Genomic DNA, 14,742 nt, shown 5'->3' on the forward strand with positions numbered 1-14,742 from the left:
ACGGACCGGGTGTTCTCCCTCTCCCTGTGGGAGAGGGTCGGGGTGAGGGCATCAGACCGCACCACACTCCAGCCGATACACCCAGTCGTCGTACCGCACGCCGTCAATCTCATACGCCTTTTCCAGCACCTGCGTGCGAGCAAACCCCGCTTTCTCCAGCACCCGCACCGACCCGACATTGTCCGCCAGCACGTAGGCGTTAATCGCCTTCACGCCGGTCTGGTTAAAGGCGTAATCACACACCGCGCGCAGCGCCTCGCTGGCGATACCTTTTCCCTGTGCGGCAGGCACAACCGTATAGCCGATGTCGGCCTCTTCACGATTCTCAGCGCTGATTTGCAGGCCGATATCGCCCAGCGGCGTGTCATCATTCTGAAAGCGGATCACAAACACATGTGCAGCCGTGAGCCGTGCGGCAAACACGCGTCGCGTCTCTTTTTCGGGGGCGATGGCGGCCATATAGCGCATGATGGCGGGGTCTTCGCGCAGCGAGCGAAAGAAGGCCCAATCAGTGGGTTCGAAAGGGGTAAGGTGCAGACGGGGAGTGGTGATAGTTGCCATAGTTACGCCATTTCATCGGAACATGGCGTACGACTGTAGCATATTCACCGCACCACATCCCCCAGTGCTTCTTCTAAATCATACCAGCGAAACGCAAACCCGGCCGCTTCCAGCCGTTTGGGTAGCGCGCGCTGTCCGCCTAATACCAGCACAGAGGCTTCCCCCATCATCAGGCGAATGACCGTGGCAGGTACGCGCAAAATCGCCGGGCGGTGCAGGACATGCCCCAGCGCGTGGGCAAACTGTTCGTTACGCACCGGATACGGCGCAACCATGTTAAACGGCCCGCGCAGGTCGTTATCCAGCAGCCAGAGAATACCGTTGACCATATCGTCGATGTGGATCCACGCCAGATACTGACGGCCATTGCCGATGGGGCCGCCGAGTCCAAGTCGGAATGGTGGAAGCATCTTCCCCAGGATTCCGCCTTTCGGCGCAAGCACGACGCCGGTCCGCAGCAGGCAGACGCGGGTACGATCGCTCTGCGCCGCGCAGGCAAGACGCTCCCACTGGGCGCAGAGCTTATGGGTAAACTCGTTATGGGGCGGCTCTTCCTCGGTCACCACCACCTCTCCGAGATCGCCATAATAGCCCACCGCTGAACCCGAAATCAGCACCGAAGGCGGCGTGTGGCTATTGCGGATTAGCTCGACCAGCTTTTCGGTAATGTTCCACCGGCTGCTGCATAACAGCTGTTTTTGCTCCTCCGTCCAGCGCTTATCGGCGATGGGTTCACCCGCGAGGTTAATGACGGCGTCGAAGCCGTCCAGATTTTGCTGCTCGGCCAGATTTTTCCAGATGTCGATACCTGCCCCCAGCACCTGGCGTGCTTTCTCAGGGCTGCGCGTGACCACGGTAACGTCGTGATGCAAGGCCTGCAGGCGCGCAATAAGGTGACGACCAATGAGGCCAGTACCGCCGGTCAGCAAAATCTTCATACAACCTCCAGGTTTACGCCTGGCGTTTCCAGCTTAACGTCATAGAGACGGAGTCGGCGTAACGCAGGGCGTGAAGTTTATCGATCTCAACTTCAGCATAAGTGACCCAGTGATGTTCGCGTGCGATATCGAGCACATCCTGAGTTAATTTTTCCAGCAGAGAGAAGCGGTTATTTTCCACGTACTGGATGATGTTTTTGGTGATGGTGCGGTAGTTCAGCGCGTCATTGATGTCTTCGCTTGCTCGCGCTTTGTCTGCGGGATAGTGAATCACTACGTTAATGACAATATCCTGACGGTTGGCGATCTCTTCCTCTTTGATGCCGATAAAGGTACGCAAGCGTAAATTTTTTATACGAATAACAGCGTCTGGCTGTGACATTGCAGGTCTTCTCCGTGTCAGTATTTTCCGCTCATCATACATGAGAGGCTTGCGGGCACCCAGCCTCATACCGTGTTAAATCTGCTGGATTTTTTGCATCGCGCGTTCGGTGGCCGGGCGGGTCCGAATACGCTCAAACCAGTTGTTCACGGCCGGGTAAGCGGCTAAGTCAATTCGGTGTTTTTCATGCGTATTCACCCACGGCCAGCAGGCGATATCGGCAATGCTGTAATGATCGCCCCCGAGCCACGGCGTTTTCTTCAGCCGACGGTTCAGCACGTCATAGAGCCGTTGAGTCTCAACCTGATAGCGCTCTATCGCATAAGGAATAGGCTGTGGGGCGTAAGCGGTAAAATGGTGATTTTGCCCCAGCATGGGTCCCAGTCCGCTTGCCTGCCAGAAGAGCCACTGCAGGGTATGGTGACGTTCGCGCAACTCTCCGCTCAGCAGTTTGCCGGTTTTCTCCGCCAGGTAGAGCAAAATCTCACCGGATTCAAACAGGCTCAGCGGCCTGCCTCCGTCGGCCGGCTGGTTATCAATAATGGCCGGGATTTTATTGTTCGGCGAGATAGCCAGAAAGAGAGGACTGAACTGATCGCCTTTGCTGATATCCACGCGAATGATCCTGTAATCCAGCTCGGCTTCCTCAAGAAAGAGGGTGATCTTATGGCCGTTTGGGGTAGGGGCATAATAAAGGTCGATCATTCTCAACTCCTGTCCATGCGAATAGTGATGCCATGACAAATGAGTATAGGTGGTTGTTGTAAATCGTGAGTTTTCATCAAGTGACAGCGAGGCAAAGAGGTTATATGTTGAGTAAAAACCGATCAGCCGATGAGGATGTTATGAACCAGCCCGTAATTACGTTGTGGTCCGATGCGAATTTCTTTTCTCCCTATGTAATGAGCGTATACGTTGCGCTGGCCGAAAAAGGGCTCACTTTTACGCTGAAGACCGTCGATCTCGACGGCGGTGAACACCTCAAACCGCAGTGGCAGGGTTACGATCTGACCCGACGCGTGCCAGTGCTGGAAATTGATGGTTTTGCCCTGAGCGAATCCTCGGCGATCGATGAGTATCTGGAAGATCGGTTCGCGCCGCCCGAGTGGGAGCGGATCTACCCGCACGACCTGCAAAAACGCGCCCGGGCGCGGCAGATCCAGGCGTGGTTGCGCAGCGATCTGGTGCCGATTCGCGTGGAACGCTCAACGGATGTCGTTTTTGCCGGGGTGAAAAAGCCATCCCTGAGCGCAGAGGGCACTGAAAGCGCGCAGAAGATGATTGAAACCGCCACCGCGCTGCTCTCCCACGGCAACCCGAACCTGTTCGGCGAGTGGTGCATTGCCGACGCCGATCTGGCGTTGATGCTAAACCGCCTGATCCTCAATGGTGACGAGGTGCCGCAGCTGCTGGTCGATTATGCCGCGTTTCAGTGGCAGCGAGCCTCCGTGCAGCGCTATGTGGCACTCTCCGCTAAGCGCGCGGGCTGATAAGCCCTGACGCTTCAGGTATGATGTGGGCAGTCTGATTTCCCGAGGAGTGACTGATGAAACTGATGTTTGCGTCGGATATCCATGGATCGCTGCCCGCTACCGAGCGCGTGCTCTCTCTGTTTGCACAAAGCGGCGCGCAGTGGCTGATTATTCTGGGCGATGTGCTCAATCACGGCCCGCGCAATGCGCTGCCGGAAGGCTATGCCCCTGCGCAGGTGGCTGAAAAACTGAATGCGTATGCCTCGCGCATCATCGCCGTTCGCGGCAACTGCGACAGCGAAGTGGACCAGATGCTGCTGCATTTTCCTATTACCGCGCCGTGGCAGCAGGTGCTGCTGGAACAAAGCCGCCTGTTCCTGACCCACGGGCATCTTTTTAGCCCGGATAATCTCCCTGCGCTCGCGGCTGGCGATGTCCTGGTTTACGGTCATACTCATATTCCGGTTGCTGAAAAACGCGGTGACATTTATCACTTTAACCCGGGTTCGGTCAGCATCCCGAAAGGCGGATATCCTGCGAGCTATGGCATGCTGGATGGAAATACCCTGAGCGTTATCGCACTTAATGATCAGCAAGTTATTGCGCAGATAGCGATTAATCCGTAAGTTACACCTCAATTACAAACGCGCCGAAAGAGCGCTTAGACGAGAAGGTTTCCCGATGGTGGAGCAGAGTCATTTGGCAAGTACAGAGTGGGTTGACATTGTCAACGAAGAGAATGAAGTGATCGCGCAGGCCAGCCGTGAACAAATGCGTGCGGAGCGCCTGCGTCACCGTGCGACATATATCGTTGTTCATGACGGTATGGGCAAAATTCTGGTTCAGCGCCGCACGGACACCAAAGATTTTCTCCCTGGTATGCTGGATGCCACAGCAGGTGGCGTTGTCCAGGCGGATGAAGTGCTGCTGGATTCTGCGCGTCGTGAAGCGGAAGAAGAGTTAGGTATTGCCGGTGTGCCGTTTGCCGAGCACGGTCAGTTCTATTTCGAGGATGAGCATTGTCGCGTCTGGGGCGGGCTGTTTAGCTGCGTCTCTCACGGTCCGTTCGCCCTGCAGGAAGAAGAAGTCAGCGAAGTGAACTGGATGACGCCGGAAGAGATTACCGCGCGCTGCGACGAGTTCACGCCGGATTCGTTAAAAGCGCTGGCGCTGTGGATGACCCGTAACGCCAAAAACGAATCCGCTAAACCGGAAAAAGAGGAAGAGGCCGAGTAAGCTTCAGCAACTCTCTCTCAGACACAGACTGGACGCGATGGGCTTTTGATCGCGCCAGTCCCCGTCATTCAGGCGCTCCAGTAACGCTTTCCCGGCTTCAATCCCAATCTTACGATGCGGTATCGCCATCGTCGTCAGCGGCGGCTGACAGACGCGGCTGACGTCGCTATCGCCAAAACCCACAACTGCCAGATCGTCCGGCACCTTGATTCGCCTGCGCTGGCATTCGTACAGTACGCCGCAGGCCAGCTCGTCAGAGACGCACACCAGCGCATCCAGCTCGGGCCAGGCCAGCAGGAATTCAGGCAGCTGCGCTGCACCGGTCGAGAAACTCGGCGACATCGCCGCGTTAATGACCCGGTTCGGCGACATATGGTGGCGAAGCATGGCCTTGTACCAGCCCTGCAGATGCTGCTGGAAAATCCACTGCTCCTGATTGGCGCACAGCAGGCCAATATTTTGGTAGCCGCGCTTAATCACCATTTCCGTCAGCTCATACATGGCCGCCACGTTATCAATCCCGATGTTCATATCAATCGGGTCGGCACGCATGGCACCCATTTCCATCACCGGAATGGAGGCATTTTTGAGCCAGTGACGAACGGTATCGGTATGTTCAACGCTGAGCAGGATAGCGGCGGCAATATTCGACGCCAGCAGCGTCTCCAGCAACTTCTCTTCCTGCTCAAGACGGTGCTGGGATTCAGCCAGCATGATCTGATACCCGGCAGGCTGCAGCACCTGCTGTAGCCCGGCGAACATCTCCGAGCAGCCGGCCTCGGAGAGATTAGGCACTACCATGGCTATCGTCCATGACGACGCCGAGGCCAGCGCGCTGGCGGCAAGATTAGGCATGTAGCCCAGCTCCTGCACCGCTGCTTCAATTTTTTCTCGTAGTTTATCGGAAACCTGTTCGGGCGTGCGGAGTGCACGGGACACGGTCATCGTGCCCACACCGGCAAGCTGTGCGACATCGGCGAGTGTCACTTTACCAGTACTGCGCCGTTTTCGGGTTAGAGACATACACCTTCCTGCTGACCAGACGCGTTCTTATTTTCCTTCGCTTCACGTGACAGGCAGTATACGCCTTAAATCCCTTTTTTTGCTGTGTTTTAGCACCGTGATTGCAATTTGATAGCGCTATCACATTTCTGCATGTTAACGATTGGTAGCGCTATCTTTGTGATCGCGATCGCAGTCATTCGGCGATGCGTTGAATAAAGTTTGCTCATCTTTAGCGTGTAGCGGGAGTGAAAAGTGCTCAAAAAATGGATATATGATACAACCATCACGCTGCAGGATAGCGTCGAAAACTGGCCGCAGGCGCTGGAGCTGTGCGCGAAGCCGCTGCTGGATTTGCAGGTGATTGAGCCTGAATACGTCACGGCCATCATCCAGCAGCACCACGCGTTAGGTCCCTATTATGTGCTGGCACCAGGGCTGGCGATGCCGCATGCGCGGCCGGAGGAAGGAGCTAAAGGACTGGGGTTGTCATTATTAAAACTAAAACAGGGCGTCTCATTTGGTGCCGGCGAGTTTGACCCTGTCGATGTCATTATTATGCTCGCGGCACCCGACAAAAATAGCCATATCGGAATGATCTCATCGCTGGCCGAATTGTTTTCCAGCGATGCAGATATGGCACAACTGCATCAGGCGAATACTCTGGAGGAGATAAAAACGATTATTAACCGCTTCTGATTTATTTTTTAATCCGGTTTTTCACGACATTACGCGTCTGCGTGGTGGGGCGTACTCTACTCAAAATAAGGGGACAAACAATGAAAATCATGGCTATTTGCGGTTCTGGCCTGGGCAGTAGTTTTATGGTCGAAATGAACATTAAAAAGGTTCTCAAAAAGCTGGACATTGAGGCCGACGTTGAGCACTCCGATCTCTCCTCGGCAACGCCGGGCGCGGCCGATCTGTTCGTGATGGCAAAAGACATTGCGGCCAGCGCCAGCGTGCCGGAAAGCCAGCTGGTGGTGATCAACAACATCATTGATATCAACGAACTTGAAGCGCAGCTGCGCGGCTGGTTCGAAAGACAATAACCCTGATAAGGCGAGGTGGATATGTTTATCCTTGAAACGCTGAATTTCGTTGTTGATATATTAAAAGTCCCTTCGGTACTGGTTGGGTTAATTGCTTTAATTGGCCTGGTTGCACAGAAAAAAGCATTTTCCGACGTGGTGAAAGGGACCATTAAAACCATACTGGGCTTTATTGTACTCGGCGGTGGCGCCACGGTGCTGGTTGGGTCATTAAATCCTTTAGGCGGCATGTTTGAACACGCCTTTAATATCCAGGGCATTATTCCTAATAACGAGGCGATTGTTTCCATTGCGCTGGAAAAATACGGTGCTTCAACCGCGCTCATTATGGCCTTTGGGATGGTGGCGAATATTATCGTCGCCCGCTTTACCCGCCTGAAGTACATCTTCCTGACCGGGCATCACACCTTCTACATGGCGTGCATGATTGGCGTGATCCTGACGGTGGCGGGCTTTGAGGGGGTAGGGCTGGTGTTTACCGGATCGCTGATCCTCGGCCTGATCATGGCTTTCTTCCCGGCGATTGCGCAGCGCTACATGAAGCGCATTACCGGCAACGATGAGATTGCCTTCGGCCACTTCGGCACCCTGGGCTACGTGCTCTCCGGCTGGATTGGCAGCAAGGTGGGTAAAGGCTCACGCTCAACCGAAGAGATGAACCTGCCGAAGAACCTGAGTTTCCTGCGTGACAGTTCCATCTCTATTTCCCTGACCATGATGATTATCTACCTGATCATGGCGGTGAGCGCCGGACGCGAGTACGTCGAGGCCACCTTCAGCGGCGGTCAGAACTACCTCGTCTACGCCATCATCATGGCGATTACCTTCGCGGCGGGCGTGTTCATCATCCTGCAGGGCGTGCGCCTGATTCTGGCGGAAATCGTCCCGGCCTTTACCGGCTTCTCGGAAAAGCTGGTGCCCAATGCGCGTCCAGCACTGGACTGCCCGGTGGTCTATCCGTATGCGCCAAACGCAGTGCTGATCGGCTTCCTGTTCAGCTTCCTCGGAGGAATTGTGGGGTTGTTCATCTGCGGGCAGTTCAGCTGGGTGCTGATCCTGCCGGGCGTGGTGCCGCACTTCTTCACCGGCGCAACGGCGGGCGTGTTTGGTAACGCCACCGGCGGACGTCGCGGGGCAATGATTGGCGCCTTTGCCAACGGCCTGCTGATCACCTTCCTGCCGGTCCTGCTGCTGCCGGTGCTGGGCGCAATTGGCTTTGCCAACACCACCTTCTCGGACGCTGACTTCGGCGCGGTCGGGATTGTGCTCGGCAACCTGGCGCGCTTCCTGTCGCCGCTTGCCATTACCGGACTGGTCGTTGCGTTGTTCGCGCTGCTGGTGGCGTACAACGTCTTCGCGAAAAACAAACCTGCGGGCGGTAACGCGCAGGAAAACACCGGAGCCAAATCATGAATGAGAAAGAGATAACCGAACTTGCGCGTCAAATTCGTCTTGAGACCCTGAAAACGCTGACGCAGCTGGGGTTTGGCCACTACGGCGGCAGCATGTCGGTGGTTGAAACCCTGGCCGTGCTGTACGGCGCGGTGATGAAAATCGACCCGGCGGACCCGGACTGGCCAGAGCGGGACTATTTTGTTCTGTCGAAAGGCCATGCAGGCCCGGCGCTCTACAGCACGCTGGCGATTAAGGGTTACTTCCCGGTGGAGGAGCTGAGCACGCTCAACCACAACGGTACGCGGCTGCCAAGCCACCCGGACCGCCTGAAAACGCGCGGCGTGGATGCCACCACCGGTTCGCTGGGGCAGGGGATTTCCATCGCCGGCGGCATGGCGCTGTCGCACAAGCTAGCGGGGCGACCGAATCGGGTGTTTTGCATTGTCGGTGACGGCGAGTTGAACGAGGGACAGTGCTGGGAAGCCTTCCAGTTTATCGCCCACCATCGCCTGAAAAACCTGACGGTGTTCGTCGACTGGAACAAACAGCAGCTGGATGGCGAGCTGGATGAGATCATCAGCGCATTCGACCTGGAGGGGAAATTCCGCGCCTTTGGCTTTGACGTCGCGACGGTGAAGGGTGACGACATTCCGGGTCTGCTGACAGTAACGTCGCGGGTCCCGACTGCCGATGCACGTCCGTTAGTCGTCATCCTCGACAGCATCAAAGGGCAGGGGGTGCCGTACCTGGAGCAGCTCAGCAACTCGCATCACCTGCGGTTAACCCCGGAGAGCAAAGCGGCCCTCAACGAGACGATTCGCCAACTGGAGGCTTCACATGATTAAGGTTGCACCGGCAGGACAGAAAGACGCCGTTGAGATGCGCAAGGTATACGCGGGCTTTGTGGCAAAACAGATTGAGGCTGGCAGTGAGATTATCGCTCTGGAAGCCGACCTGATGAGCTCGATGGCGATGGACGGCGTGGCGCGCGATTATCCGCAGCACGTGATTAACTGCGGCATTATGGAAGCCAACGTCATCGGCACGGCGGCGGGGCTGTCGCTTACCGGACGTAAGCCGTTCGTGCACACCTTCACCGCGTTTGCCAGCCGCCGCTGCTTCGACCAGCTGTTTATGTCCCTGGACTACCAGCGCAACAACGTAAAGGTAATTGCCTCGGATGCGGGGGTAACGGCCTGTCACAACGGCGGGACCCATATGTCATTTGAGGATATGGGCATCGTACGCGGTCTGGCGCACTCGGTGGTGCTGGAAGTCACCGATGCGGTGATGTTTGAGGACGTGCTGCGCCAGCTTATCGACCTCGAAGGCTTCTACTGGGTGCGCACCATCCGTAAGCAGGCGCCGAGCGTCTATGCGCCGGGCTCAACCTTCACCATCGGTAAAGGCAACGTGCTGCGCGAGGGGAGTGATATTACGTTGATCGCCAACGGCATCATGGTGGCGGAAGCGCTGGAGGCGGCGCGTCAGCTGGAGCAGGAGGGCGTCAGCGCGGCGGTCATCGACATGTTTACCCTGAAGCCTATCGACAGGATGCTGGTGAAAAACTACGCCGAGAAAACCGGACGAATTGTGACCTGTGAAAACCACAGTATTCACAACGGGCTGGGGTCAGCGGTGGCGGAAGTGCTGGTGGAAACCTGCCCGGTGCCGATGCGGCGAGTGGGGGTGAAGGAGCGTTACGGTCAGGTGGGGACGCAGGAGTTCCTGCAGAAGGAGTATGGCCTGACGGCACATGACATTGTGTCGGCGGCGAGAGAGCTGCTGTAATAAAAAAGGCGACTCTGTAGTCGCCTTTCTTGCCGGATGGCGCTTCGCTTATCCGGCCTACAAAACCGTAGGCCCGGTAAGCGCTAGCGCCACCGGGCTTTTTATCTTACTGCTGCTGCTGCGAAGACTGGATCGCGGTCAGCGCGATGGTGTAGACGATATCGTCAACCAGCGCACCACGGGACAGGTCGTTCACAGGTTTGCGCATACCCTGCAGCATTGGCCCGATGGAGATCAGGTCTGCAGAACGCTGTACCGCTTTGTAGGTGGTGTTACCGGTGTTCAGATCCGGGAAGATGAACACGGTAGCGCGACCTGCAACCGGAGAGTTCGGCGCTTTGGATTTCGCAACGTCAGCCATAACGGCGGCATCGTACTGCAGCGGGCCGTCGATCATCAGGTCAGGACGTTTTTCCTGTGCCAGACGGGTCGCTTCACGCACTTTCTCTACGTCGCTACCTGCACCAGAGGTGCCGGTGGAGTAGGAGAGCATCGCCACGCGCGGTTCGATACCGAAGGCAATCGCGGAGTCCGCGGACTGGATTGCGATTTCCGCCAGCTGCTCTGCAGTTGGATCCGGGTTGATCGCGCAGTCGCCGTAAACGTAAACCTGTTCAGGCAGCAGCATGAAGAATACGGAAGAGACCAGAGAGCTGCCCGGTGCCGTTTTGATCAACTGCAGCGGTGGACGAATGGTGTTTGCGGTGGTGTGAACCGCACCGGAAACCAGACCGTCAACTTCGTCCTGCTCCAGCATCAGCGTACCCAGCACTACGTTGTCTTCCAGCTGTTCGCGCGCAACGGCTTCGGTCATGCCCTTACTCTTACGCAGCTCAACCAGACGGGCAACGTAGCTTTCGCGAACCACTTCAGGGTCAACGATTTCTATACCAGCGCCCAGCTCAACGCCCTGAGACGCCGCAACGCGGTTGATCTCATCCGGGTTACCCAGCAGCACACAGGTCGCGATGCCGCGCTCTGCACAGATAGCTGCCGCTTTAACGGTACGCGGTTCGTCGCCTTCTGGCAGAACAACGCGTTTGCCTGCTTTACGCGCCAGCTCGGTCAGCTGGTAGCGGAATGCAGGAGGAGACAGACGGCGGCTGCGCTCGGAGGTCGCGGTCAGGGATTCAATCCAGTCTGCGTTGATGTAGCCCGCAACGTATTCCTGAACTTTCTCAATACGCTCATGGTCATCAACCGGCACTTCCAGGTTGAAGCTCTGCAGGCTCAGAGAGGTCTGCCAGGTATTGGTGTTCACCATGAAGACCGGCAGGCCGGTCGCGAACGCGCGTTCGCACAGTTTGCTTACGCGTGGGTCCATTTCGTAAGCGCCGGTCAGCAGGATGGCACCGATTTCCACGCCGTTCATCGCGGCCAGGCAGGCTGCAACCAGCACGTCTGGACGGTCTGCGGAGGTCACCAGCAGGGAACCTGCGCGGAAGTGTTCCAGCATGTGCGGAATGCTGCGCGCACAGAAGGTCACGGACTTCACGCGGCGGGTGTTGATGTCGCCTTCGTTAACGATGGTGGCGTTCAGGTGACGCGCCATGTCGATTGCACGGGTGGCGATCAGATCGAAGCTCCATGGCACCGCGCCCAGAACTGGCAGCGGGCTGGATTCCTGCAGCTTAGCCGGGTCAACTTTGACCACTTTCGCTTTGGAAGAGTCATCGAAGATTTCGGACAGGTCAGGGCGAGTACGGCCCTGCTCATCAACTGGCGCGTTCAGCTTGTTTACGATCACGCCGGTGATGCTGGTATTTTTCGCGCCGCCGAAGCTGCTGCGCGTCAGTTCGATACGCTCGTTTAGCTGCTCTGGGGTGTCGGTGCCCTGAGACATCACGAAAACGATCTCTGCGTTCAGGGTTTTCGCGATTTCGAAGTTCAGAGACTGGGCAAACTGGTGTTTGCGCGTCGGGACCAGGCCTTCAACCAGCACCACTTCAGCGTCTTGCGCGTTAGCATGGTAGTTGGCGATGATCTCTTCCATCAGCACGTCTTTCTGGTTGCTGGACAGCAGAGATTCAACGTGGCTCATCTTCAGCGGTTCGGCCGCTGGCAGATTGGAGTTCTTGCGAACGATTGTGGTGGTCTGGTCTGGCGCATCGCCACCGGCACGTGGCTGGGCGATTGGCTTAAAGACGCTCAGACGAACGCCTTTGCGTTCCATAGCACGGATAACGCCAAGGCTGACGCTGGTCAGGCCGACGCTGGTTCCGGTAGGGATCAGCATAATAGTACGGGACACGGTTTATCCTCTTTCGTTACCGCCTAAATGTGGCGGGTTACAAAACAGCACCGCCAGCATTGCTGGCGGTGTGGAATCAGGCAGTCAGGCGGTGCGCGTCTTGCGCAATGACCAGTTCTTCGTTAGTTGGGATAACGAGAGCAGGGCGGGTGCCTTCTTTGTTGATGAAGCCAGACTTGCCGAAGCGGGCAGCCAGGTTACGCTCGTGATCAACGTCGAAGCCCAGAACGCCCAGTTTGCCCAGGGACAGTTCACGAACCATTGCCGCGTTCTCACCGATACCACCGGTGAAGATAACCGCGTCCAGACGACCGTCCATCAGCGCAGTGTAAGAGCCGATGTACTTCGCCAGACGGTGGCAGTAAACGTCCATTGCACGTTTAGCGTCTTCTTTCTCTGCGTAGTTGTCTTCAACGTAACGGCAGTCGCTGGTGACTTCGGTCAGACCCAGCAGGCCAGACTCTTTGGTCAGCATTTTGTTGATCTGGTCAACGCTCATGCCCAGGGTGTCGTGCAGGTGGAAGATGATCGCCGGGTCGATGTCACCGGAACGGGTACCCATCACCAGACCTTCCAGCGGGGTCAGACCCATGGAGGTATCAACACATTTACCGTTGCGGATAGCAGAAACAGAACCACCGTTGCCCAGGTGGCAGGTGATGATGTTCAGTTCTTCAACCGGCTTGTTCAGAACTTTTGCGGCTTCCTGAGTCACATAGAAGTGGCTGGTGCCGTGCGCGCCGTAACGACGTACGCCATGCTCTTTGTACAGGCTGTATGGCAGGGCATAGAGGTAAGACTCTTCCGGCATGGTCTGATGGAACGCGGTGTCGAATACGGCCACGTTTTTGTCTTTCAGATTCGGGAAGGATTTCAGCGCTTCAGCGATGCCGATCAGGTGCGCCGGGTTGTGCAGCGGTGCAAAAGAGGCGGAGTCTTTGATGCCCTGGATAACAGATTCGTCGATCACGACGGAGCTGGTGTATTTTTCGCCGCCGTGGACGATACGGTGACCAATCGCAGTCAGCTGAGCAGACAGTTCTGGTTTTTGTGCCAGAATAGTGTTAACGATAAAGTTCAGCGCTTCACTGTGAGCGGCGCCTGCACCTAAAGCCGCTTCTTGTTTGCTGCCGTCCATCTTCCACTTGATACGTGCTTCAGGCAGATGGAAACATTCGGCCAAACCAGAGAGGTATTCGTCACCGTTGAGCGCATCGATGATGGCGAATTTCAGTGAGGAGCTACCGCAGTTCAGAACCAGTACTAACTTACTCGACATGGAAGTACCTATTATTGATACGTGGCTAAAAAAACGTCAGTGAGTCTTACAGCGTAACGCATGATGACTCAGACATTTATGATTAACATCATGCCAAACGAACATTGTGGCATGATGGAAGAAATAACTATGATTTTATGCCATTTTGCACAATTTTCAGCCAATGGCATAATATGCGATAATTTGACGAGTTAATGATTCTCGTCTAAGGCCCTATCAGGCTGGCACAGGATACCCGATACGGGGTAGAGATGACAAAATATTTTGAACGTTGTCATAGCTTGTTGTGGTTTTGCACGAAAATTTTAATTTTTATATGTGAAGTTGAGGTACAGCCATGTCGACACCAGAGATCCCGTCCGTAAATTTCTTCAGTCTGTTTCGTCGGGGACAGCATTACGCGAAGACGTGGCCGATGGAAAAGCGCCTTGCGCCCATGTTCATTGAGAATCGCACCATCCGCGCCACGCGCTATGCGATTCGCTTTATGCCGCCCGTCGCCGTCTTTACGCTGTGCTGGCAGATAGCGCTGGGTGGGCAGCTTGGTCCTGCCGTCGCGACGGCACTCTTCGCGTTAAGCCTGCCAATGCAGGGCCTGTGGTGGTTAGGTAAACGTTCCGTCACGCCACTCCCACCTTCTATTTTACACTGGTTTTATGAAGTTCGCGGAAAACTGGAGGAGGCCGGACAGGCGCTCGCCCCGGTCGAAGGCAAGCCCGACTACCAGGCGCTGGCGGACACGTTAAAGCGTGCTTTTAAGCAACTGGATAAAACATTCCTCGATGACTTGTGATTGATCATCGAAACGACGACGAAAAGAAGGCACAGTAACAATCAGTTACCGTGTCTTTTTTTTAAGTGCAATGCGCTACAGGAGTCGAAAGATGGAAATGACCCATGCTCAACGTCTGATTTTGTCTAACCAGTACAAGATGATGACTATGCTTGATCCCGATAACGCTGCGCGCTACAGCCGCCTGCAGACCATCGTCGAACGCGGCTTTGGTTTGCAAATGCGCGAACTGGACCGCGAGTTTGGCGAGCTGAAAGAAGAAACCTGCCGCATCGTGATCGACATCATGGAGATGTATCACGCCCTGCACGTCTCCTGGACGAATCTCAAAGATCAGCAGTCCATTGACGAGCGCCGCGTGACTTTCTTAGGCTTTGATGCGGCAACGGAAGCGCGTTATCTGAGCTATGTTCGCTTTATGGTGAATACCGAAGGGCGTTACACCCACTTTGACGCGGGTACCCACGGTTTCAACGCGCAGACCCCAATGTGGGATAAATACCAGCGTATGCTGAGCGCGTGGCACGCCTGCCCGCGTCAGTACCATTTAAGCAGCAACGAAATTCAACAAATCATTAATGCCTGACGGA

17 protein-coding genes are annotated in these 14,742 nt (G+C 55.9%); 10 read left to right on the forward strand and 7 right to left on the reverse strand.

Annotation, left to right across the window (positions count from 1 at the left end):
• Window positions 1-51 precede the first annotated feature (51 nt).
• The 4 genes from AC3WOK_RS08215 to yfcG all read right to left on the reverse strand — a co-directional run bounded on the left by AC3WOK_RS08215 (window position 52) and on the right by yfcG (window position 2,586).
• A complete protein-coding gene (locus AC3WOK_RS08215) occupies window positions 52-561 on the reverse strand; it encodes a GNAT family N-acetyltransferase (RefSeq protein WP_059312854.1) in 510 nt (169 codons plus the stop codon).
• Between the two features lie 44 nt (window positions 562-605).
• Window positions 606-1,499, reverse strand: a complete 894-nt coding sequence (locus AC3WOK_RS08220; RefSeq protein ID WP_492354314.1) for a TIGR01777 family oxidoreductase — start codon at window positions 1,497-1,499, stop codon at window positions 606-608.
• A gap of 13 nt (window positions 1,500-1,512) precedes the next feature.
• A complete protein-coding gene (folX, locus tag AC3WOK_RS08225) occupies window positions 1,513-1,881 on the reverse strand; it encodes a dihydroneopterin triphosphate 2'-epimerase (protein WP_047346633.1) in 369 nt (122 codons plus the stop codon).
• Between the two features lie 75 nt (window positions 1,882-1,956).
• Window positions 1,957-2,586 carry a GSH-dependent disulfide bond oxidoreductase gene (yfcG, locus tag AC3WOK_RS08230; RefSeq protein ID WP_059312852.1) on the reverse strand — a complete coding sequence of 210 codons (630 nt, stop codon included), beginning with the start codon at window positions 2,584-2,586 and terminating at the stop codon, window positions 1,957-1,959.
• A gap of 140 nt (window positions 2,587-2,726) precedes the next feature.
• On the opposite strand from yfcG, the gene yfcF reads away from it, so the two are divergent.
• The 3 genes from yfcF to yfcD are packed head-to-tail and all read left to right on the forward strand — an operon-like array spanning window position 2,727 to window position 4,589.
• Window positions 2,727-3,371 (forward strand): glutathione transferase, encoded by a 645-nt coding sequence (yfcF, locus tag AC3WOK_RS08235; RefSeq protein WP_063429134.1) that lies wholly within the window; start codon window positions 2,727-2,729, stop codon window positions 3,369-3,371.
• 56 nt (window positions 3,372-3,427) lie between these two features.
• On the forward strand, window positions 3,428-3,979 hold the full coding sequence (gene yfcE, locus AC3WOK_RS08240; RefSeq protein WP_063429132.1) for a phosphodiesterase: 552 nt from the start codon (window positions 3,428-3,430) through the stop codon (window positions 3,977-3,979).
• A gap of 55 nt (window positions 3,980-4,034) precedes the next feature.
• A complete protein-coding gene (gene yfcD / locus AC3WOK_RS08245) occupies window positions 4,035-4,589 on the forward strand; it encodes an NUDIX hydrolase YfcD (RefSeq protein ID WP_047346629.1) in 555 nt (184 codons plus the stop codon).
• 3 nt (window positions 4,590-4,592) lie between these two features.
• Here yfcD and AC3WOK_RS08250 read toward each other — a convergent pair whose 3' ends face one another.
• Window positions 4,593-5,612: a LacI family DNA-binding transcriptional regulator gene (locus tag AC3WOK_RS08250; protein WP_063429130.1), complete on the reverse strand. Its 1,020-nt coding sequence runs from the start codon at window positions 5,610-5,612 to the stop codon at window positions 4,593-4,595.
• A 234-nt stretch (window positions 5,613-5,846) separates the two neighbouring features.
• Between AC3WOK_RS08250 and AC3WOK_RS08255 the strand changes: the two genes are divergently transcribed.
• From AC3WOK_RS08255 to AC3WOK_RS08275, 5 genes are all read left to right on the forward strand, one after another.
• A complete protein-coding gene (locus tag AC3WOK_RS08255; RefSeq protein WP_492354315.1) occupies window positions 5,847-6,290 on the forward strand; it encodes a PTS sugar transporter subunit IIA in 444 nt (147 codons plus the stop codon).
• Window positions 6,291-6,370: 80 nt separating this feature from the next.
• Complete coding sequence (locus AC3WOK_RS08260; RefSeq protein ID WP_047346626.1) at window positions 6,371-6,643, forward strand: PTS sugar transporter subunit IIB; 273 nt, start codon at window positions 6,371-6,373, stop codon at window positions 6,641-6,643.
• A gap of 21 nt (window positions 6,644-6,664) precedes the next feature.
• Window positions 6,665-8,056 (forward strand): PTS ascorbate transporter subunit IIC, encoded by a 1,392-nt coding sequence (locus AC3WOK_RS08265; RefSeq protein ID WP_063429128.1) that lies wholly within the window; start codon window positions 6,665-6,667, stop codon window positions 8,054-8,056.
• Window positions 8,053-8,883 (forward strand): transketolase, encoded by an 831-nt coding sequence (locus AC3WOK_RS08270; protein ID WP_063429126.1) that lies wholly within the window; start codon window positions 8,053-8,055, stop codon window positions 8,881-8,883. The genes AC3WOK_RS08265 and AC3WOK_RS08270 overlap by 4 nt, the downstream gene beginning before the upstream one ends.
• The gene (locus tag AC3WOK_RS08275; protein ID WP_047346623.1) at window positions 8,876-9,829 is read left to right on the forward strand and encodes a transketolase family protein; all 954 of its coding nucleotides are present in this window, start codon (window positions 8,876-8,878) and stop codon (window positions 9,827-9,829) included. Before AC3WOK_RS08270 ends, AC3WOK_RS08275 begins: the two co-directional genes overlap by 8 nt.
• A gap of 106 nt (window positions 9,830-9,935) precedes the next feature.
• Here AC3WOK_RS08275 and pta read toward each other — a convergent pair whose 3' ends face one another.
• Both pta and ackA read right to left on the reverse strand, forming a co-directional pair.
• Entirely contained in the window at window positions 9,936-12,080 is a 2,145-nt protein-coding gene (gene pta / locus AC3WOK_RS08280) for a phosphate acetyltransferase (protein WP_059312847.1), read from the reverse strand.
• A gap of 76 nt (window positions 12,081-12,156) precedes the next feature.
• Window positions 12,157-13,359: an acetate kinase gene (ackA, locus tag AC3WOK_RS08285; protein WP_033146081.1), complete on the reverse strand. Its 1,203-nt coding sequence runs from the start codon at window positions 13,357-13,359 to the stop codon at window positions 12,157-12,159.
• A 337-nt stretch (window positions 13,360-13,696) separates the two neighbouring features.
• Between ackA and yfbV the strand changes: the two genes are divergently transcribed.
• A complete protein-coding gene (yfbV, locus tag AC3WOK_RS08290) occupies window positions 13,697-14,152 on the forward strand; it encodes a terminus macrodomain insulation protein YfbV (RefSeq protein WP_059312846.1) in 456 nt (151 codons plus the stop codon).
• A gap of 91 nt (window positions 14,153-14,243) precedes the next feature.
• Entirely contained in the window at window positions 14,244-14,738 is a 495-nt protein-coding gene (locus AC3WOK_RS08295) for a YfbU family protein (protein WP_008502874.1), read from the forward strand.
• The last annotated feature ends 4 nt before the right edge of the window (window positions 14,739-14,742 follow it).

The organism is Enterobacter sp. FW301-JW81 (assembly GCF_058788735.1).

Bases quoted from the DNA above. Each gene is read 5' to 3' on its own strand.
- AC3WOK_RS08215 (WP_059312854.1), bottom strand. From the start codon at position 561: ATGGCAACTATCACCACTCCCCGTCTGCACCTTACCCCTTTCGAACCC.
- AC3WOK_RS08275 (WP_047346623.1), top strand. From the start codon at position 8,876: ATGATTAAGGTTGCACCGGCAGGACAGAAAGACGCCGTTGAGATGCGC.
- yfbV (WP_059312846.1), top strand. From the start codon at position 13,697: ATGTCGACACCAGAGATCCCGTCCGTAAATTTCTTCAGTCTGTTTCGT.
- ackA (WP_033146081.1), bottom strand. From the start codon at position 13,359: ATGTCGAGTAAGTTAGTACTGGTTCTGAACTGCGGTAGCTCCTCACTG.
- AC3WOK_RS08260 (WP_047346626.1), top strand. From the start codon at position 6,371: ATGAAAATCATGGCTATTTGCGGTTCTGGCCTGGGCAGTAGTTTTATG.
- yfcG (WP_059312852.1), bottom strand. From the start codon at position 2,586: ATGATCGACCTTTATTATGCCCCTACCCCAAACGGCCATAAGATCACC.
- AC3WOK_RS08250 (WP_063429130.1), bottom strand. From the start codon at position 5,612: ATGTCTCTAACCCGAAAACGGCGCAGTACTGGTAAAGTGACACTCGCC.
- AC3WOK_RS08220 (WP_492354314.1), bottom strand. From the start codon at position 1,499: ATGAAGATTTTGCTGACCGGCGGTACTGGCCTCATTGGTCGTCACCTT.
- yfcF (WP_063429134.1), top strand. From the start codon at position 2,727: ATGAACCAGCCCGTAATTACGTTGTGGTCCGATGCGAATTTCTTTTCT.
- yfcD (WP_047346629.1), top strand. From the start codon at position 4,035: ATGGTGGAGCAGAGTCATTTGGCAAGTACAGAGTGGGTTGACATTGTC.
- AC3WOK_RS08265 (WP_063429128.1), top strand. From the start codon at position 6,665: ATGTTTATCCTTGAAACGCTGAATTTCGTTGTTGATATATTAAAAGTC.
- AC3WOK_RS08270 (WP_063429126.1), top strand. From the start codon at position 8,053: ATGAATGAGAAAGAGATAACCGAACTTGCGCGTCAAATTCGTCTTGAG.
- folX (WP_047346633.1), bottom strand. From the start codon at position 1,881: ATGTCACAGCCAGACGCTGTTATTCGTATAAAAAATTTACGCTTGCGT.
- AC3WOK_RS08295 (WP_008502874.1), top strand. From the start codon at position 14,244: ATGGAAATGACCCATGCTCAACGTCTGATTTTGTCTAACCAGTACAAG.
- yfcE (WP_063429132.1), top strand. From the start codon at position 3,428: ATGAAACTGATGTTTGCGTCGGATATCCATGGATCGCTGCCCGCTACC.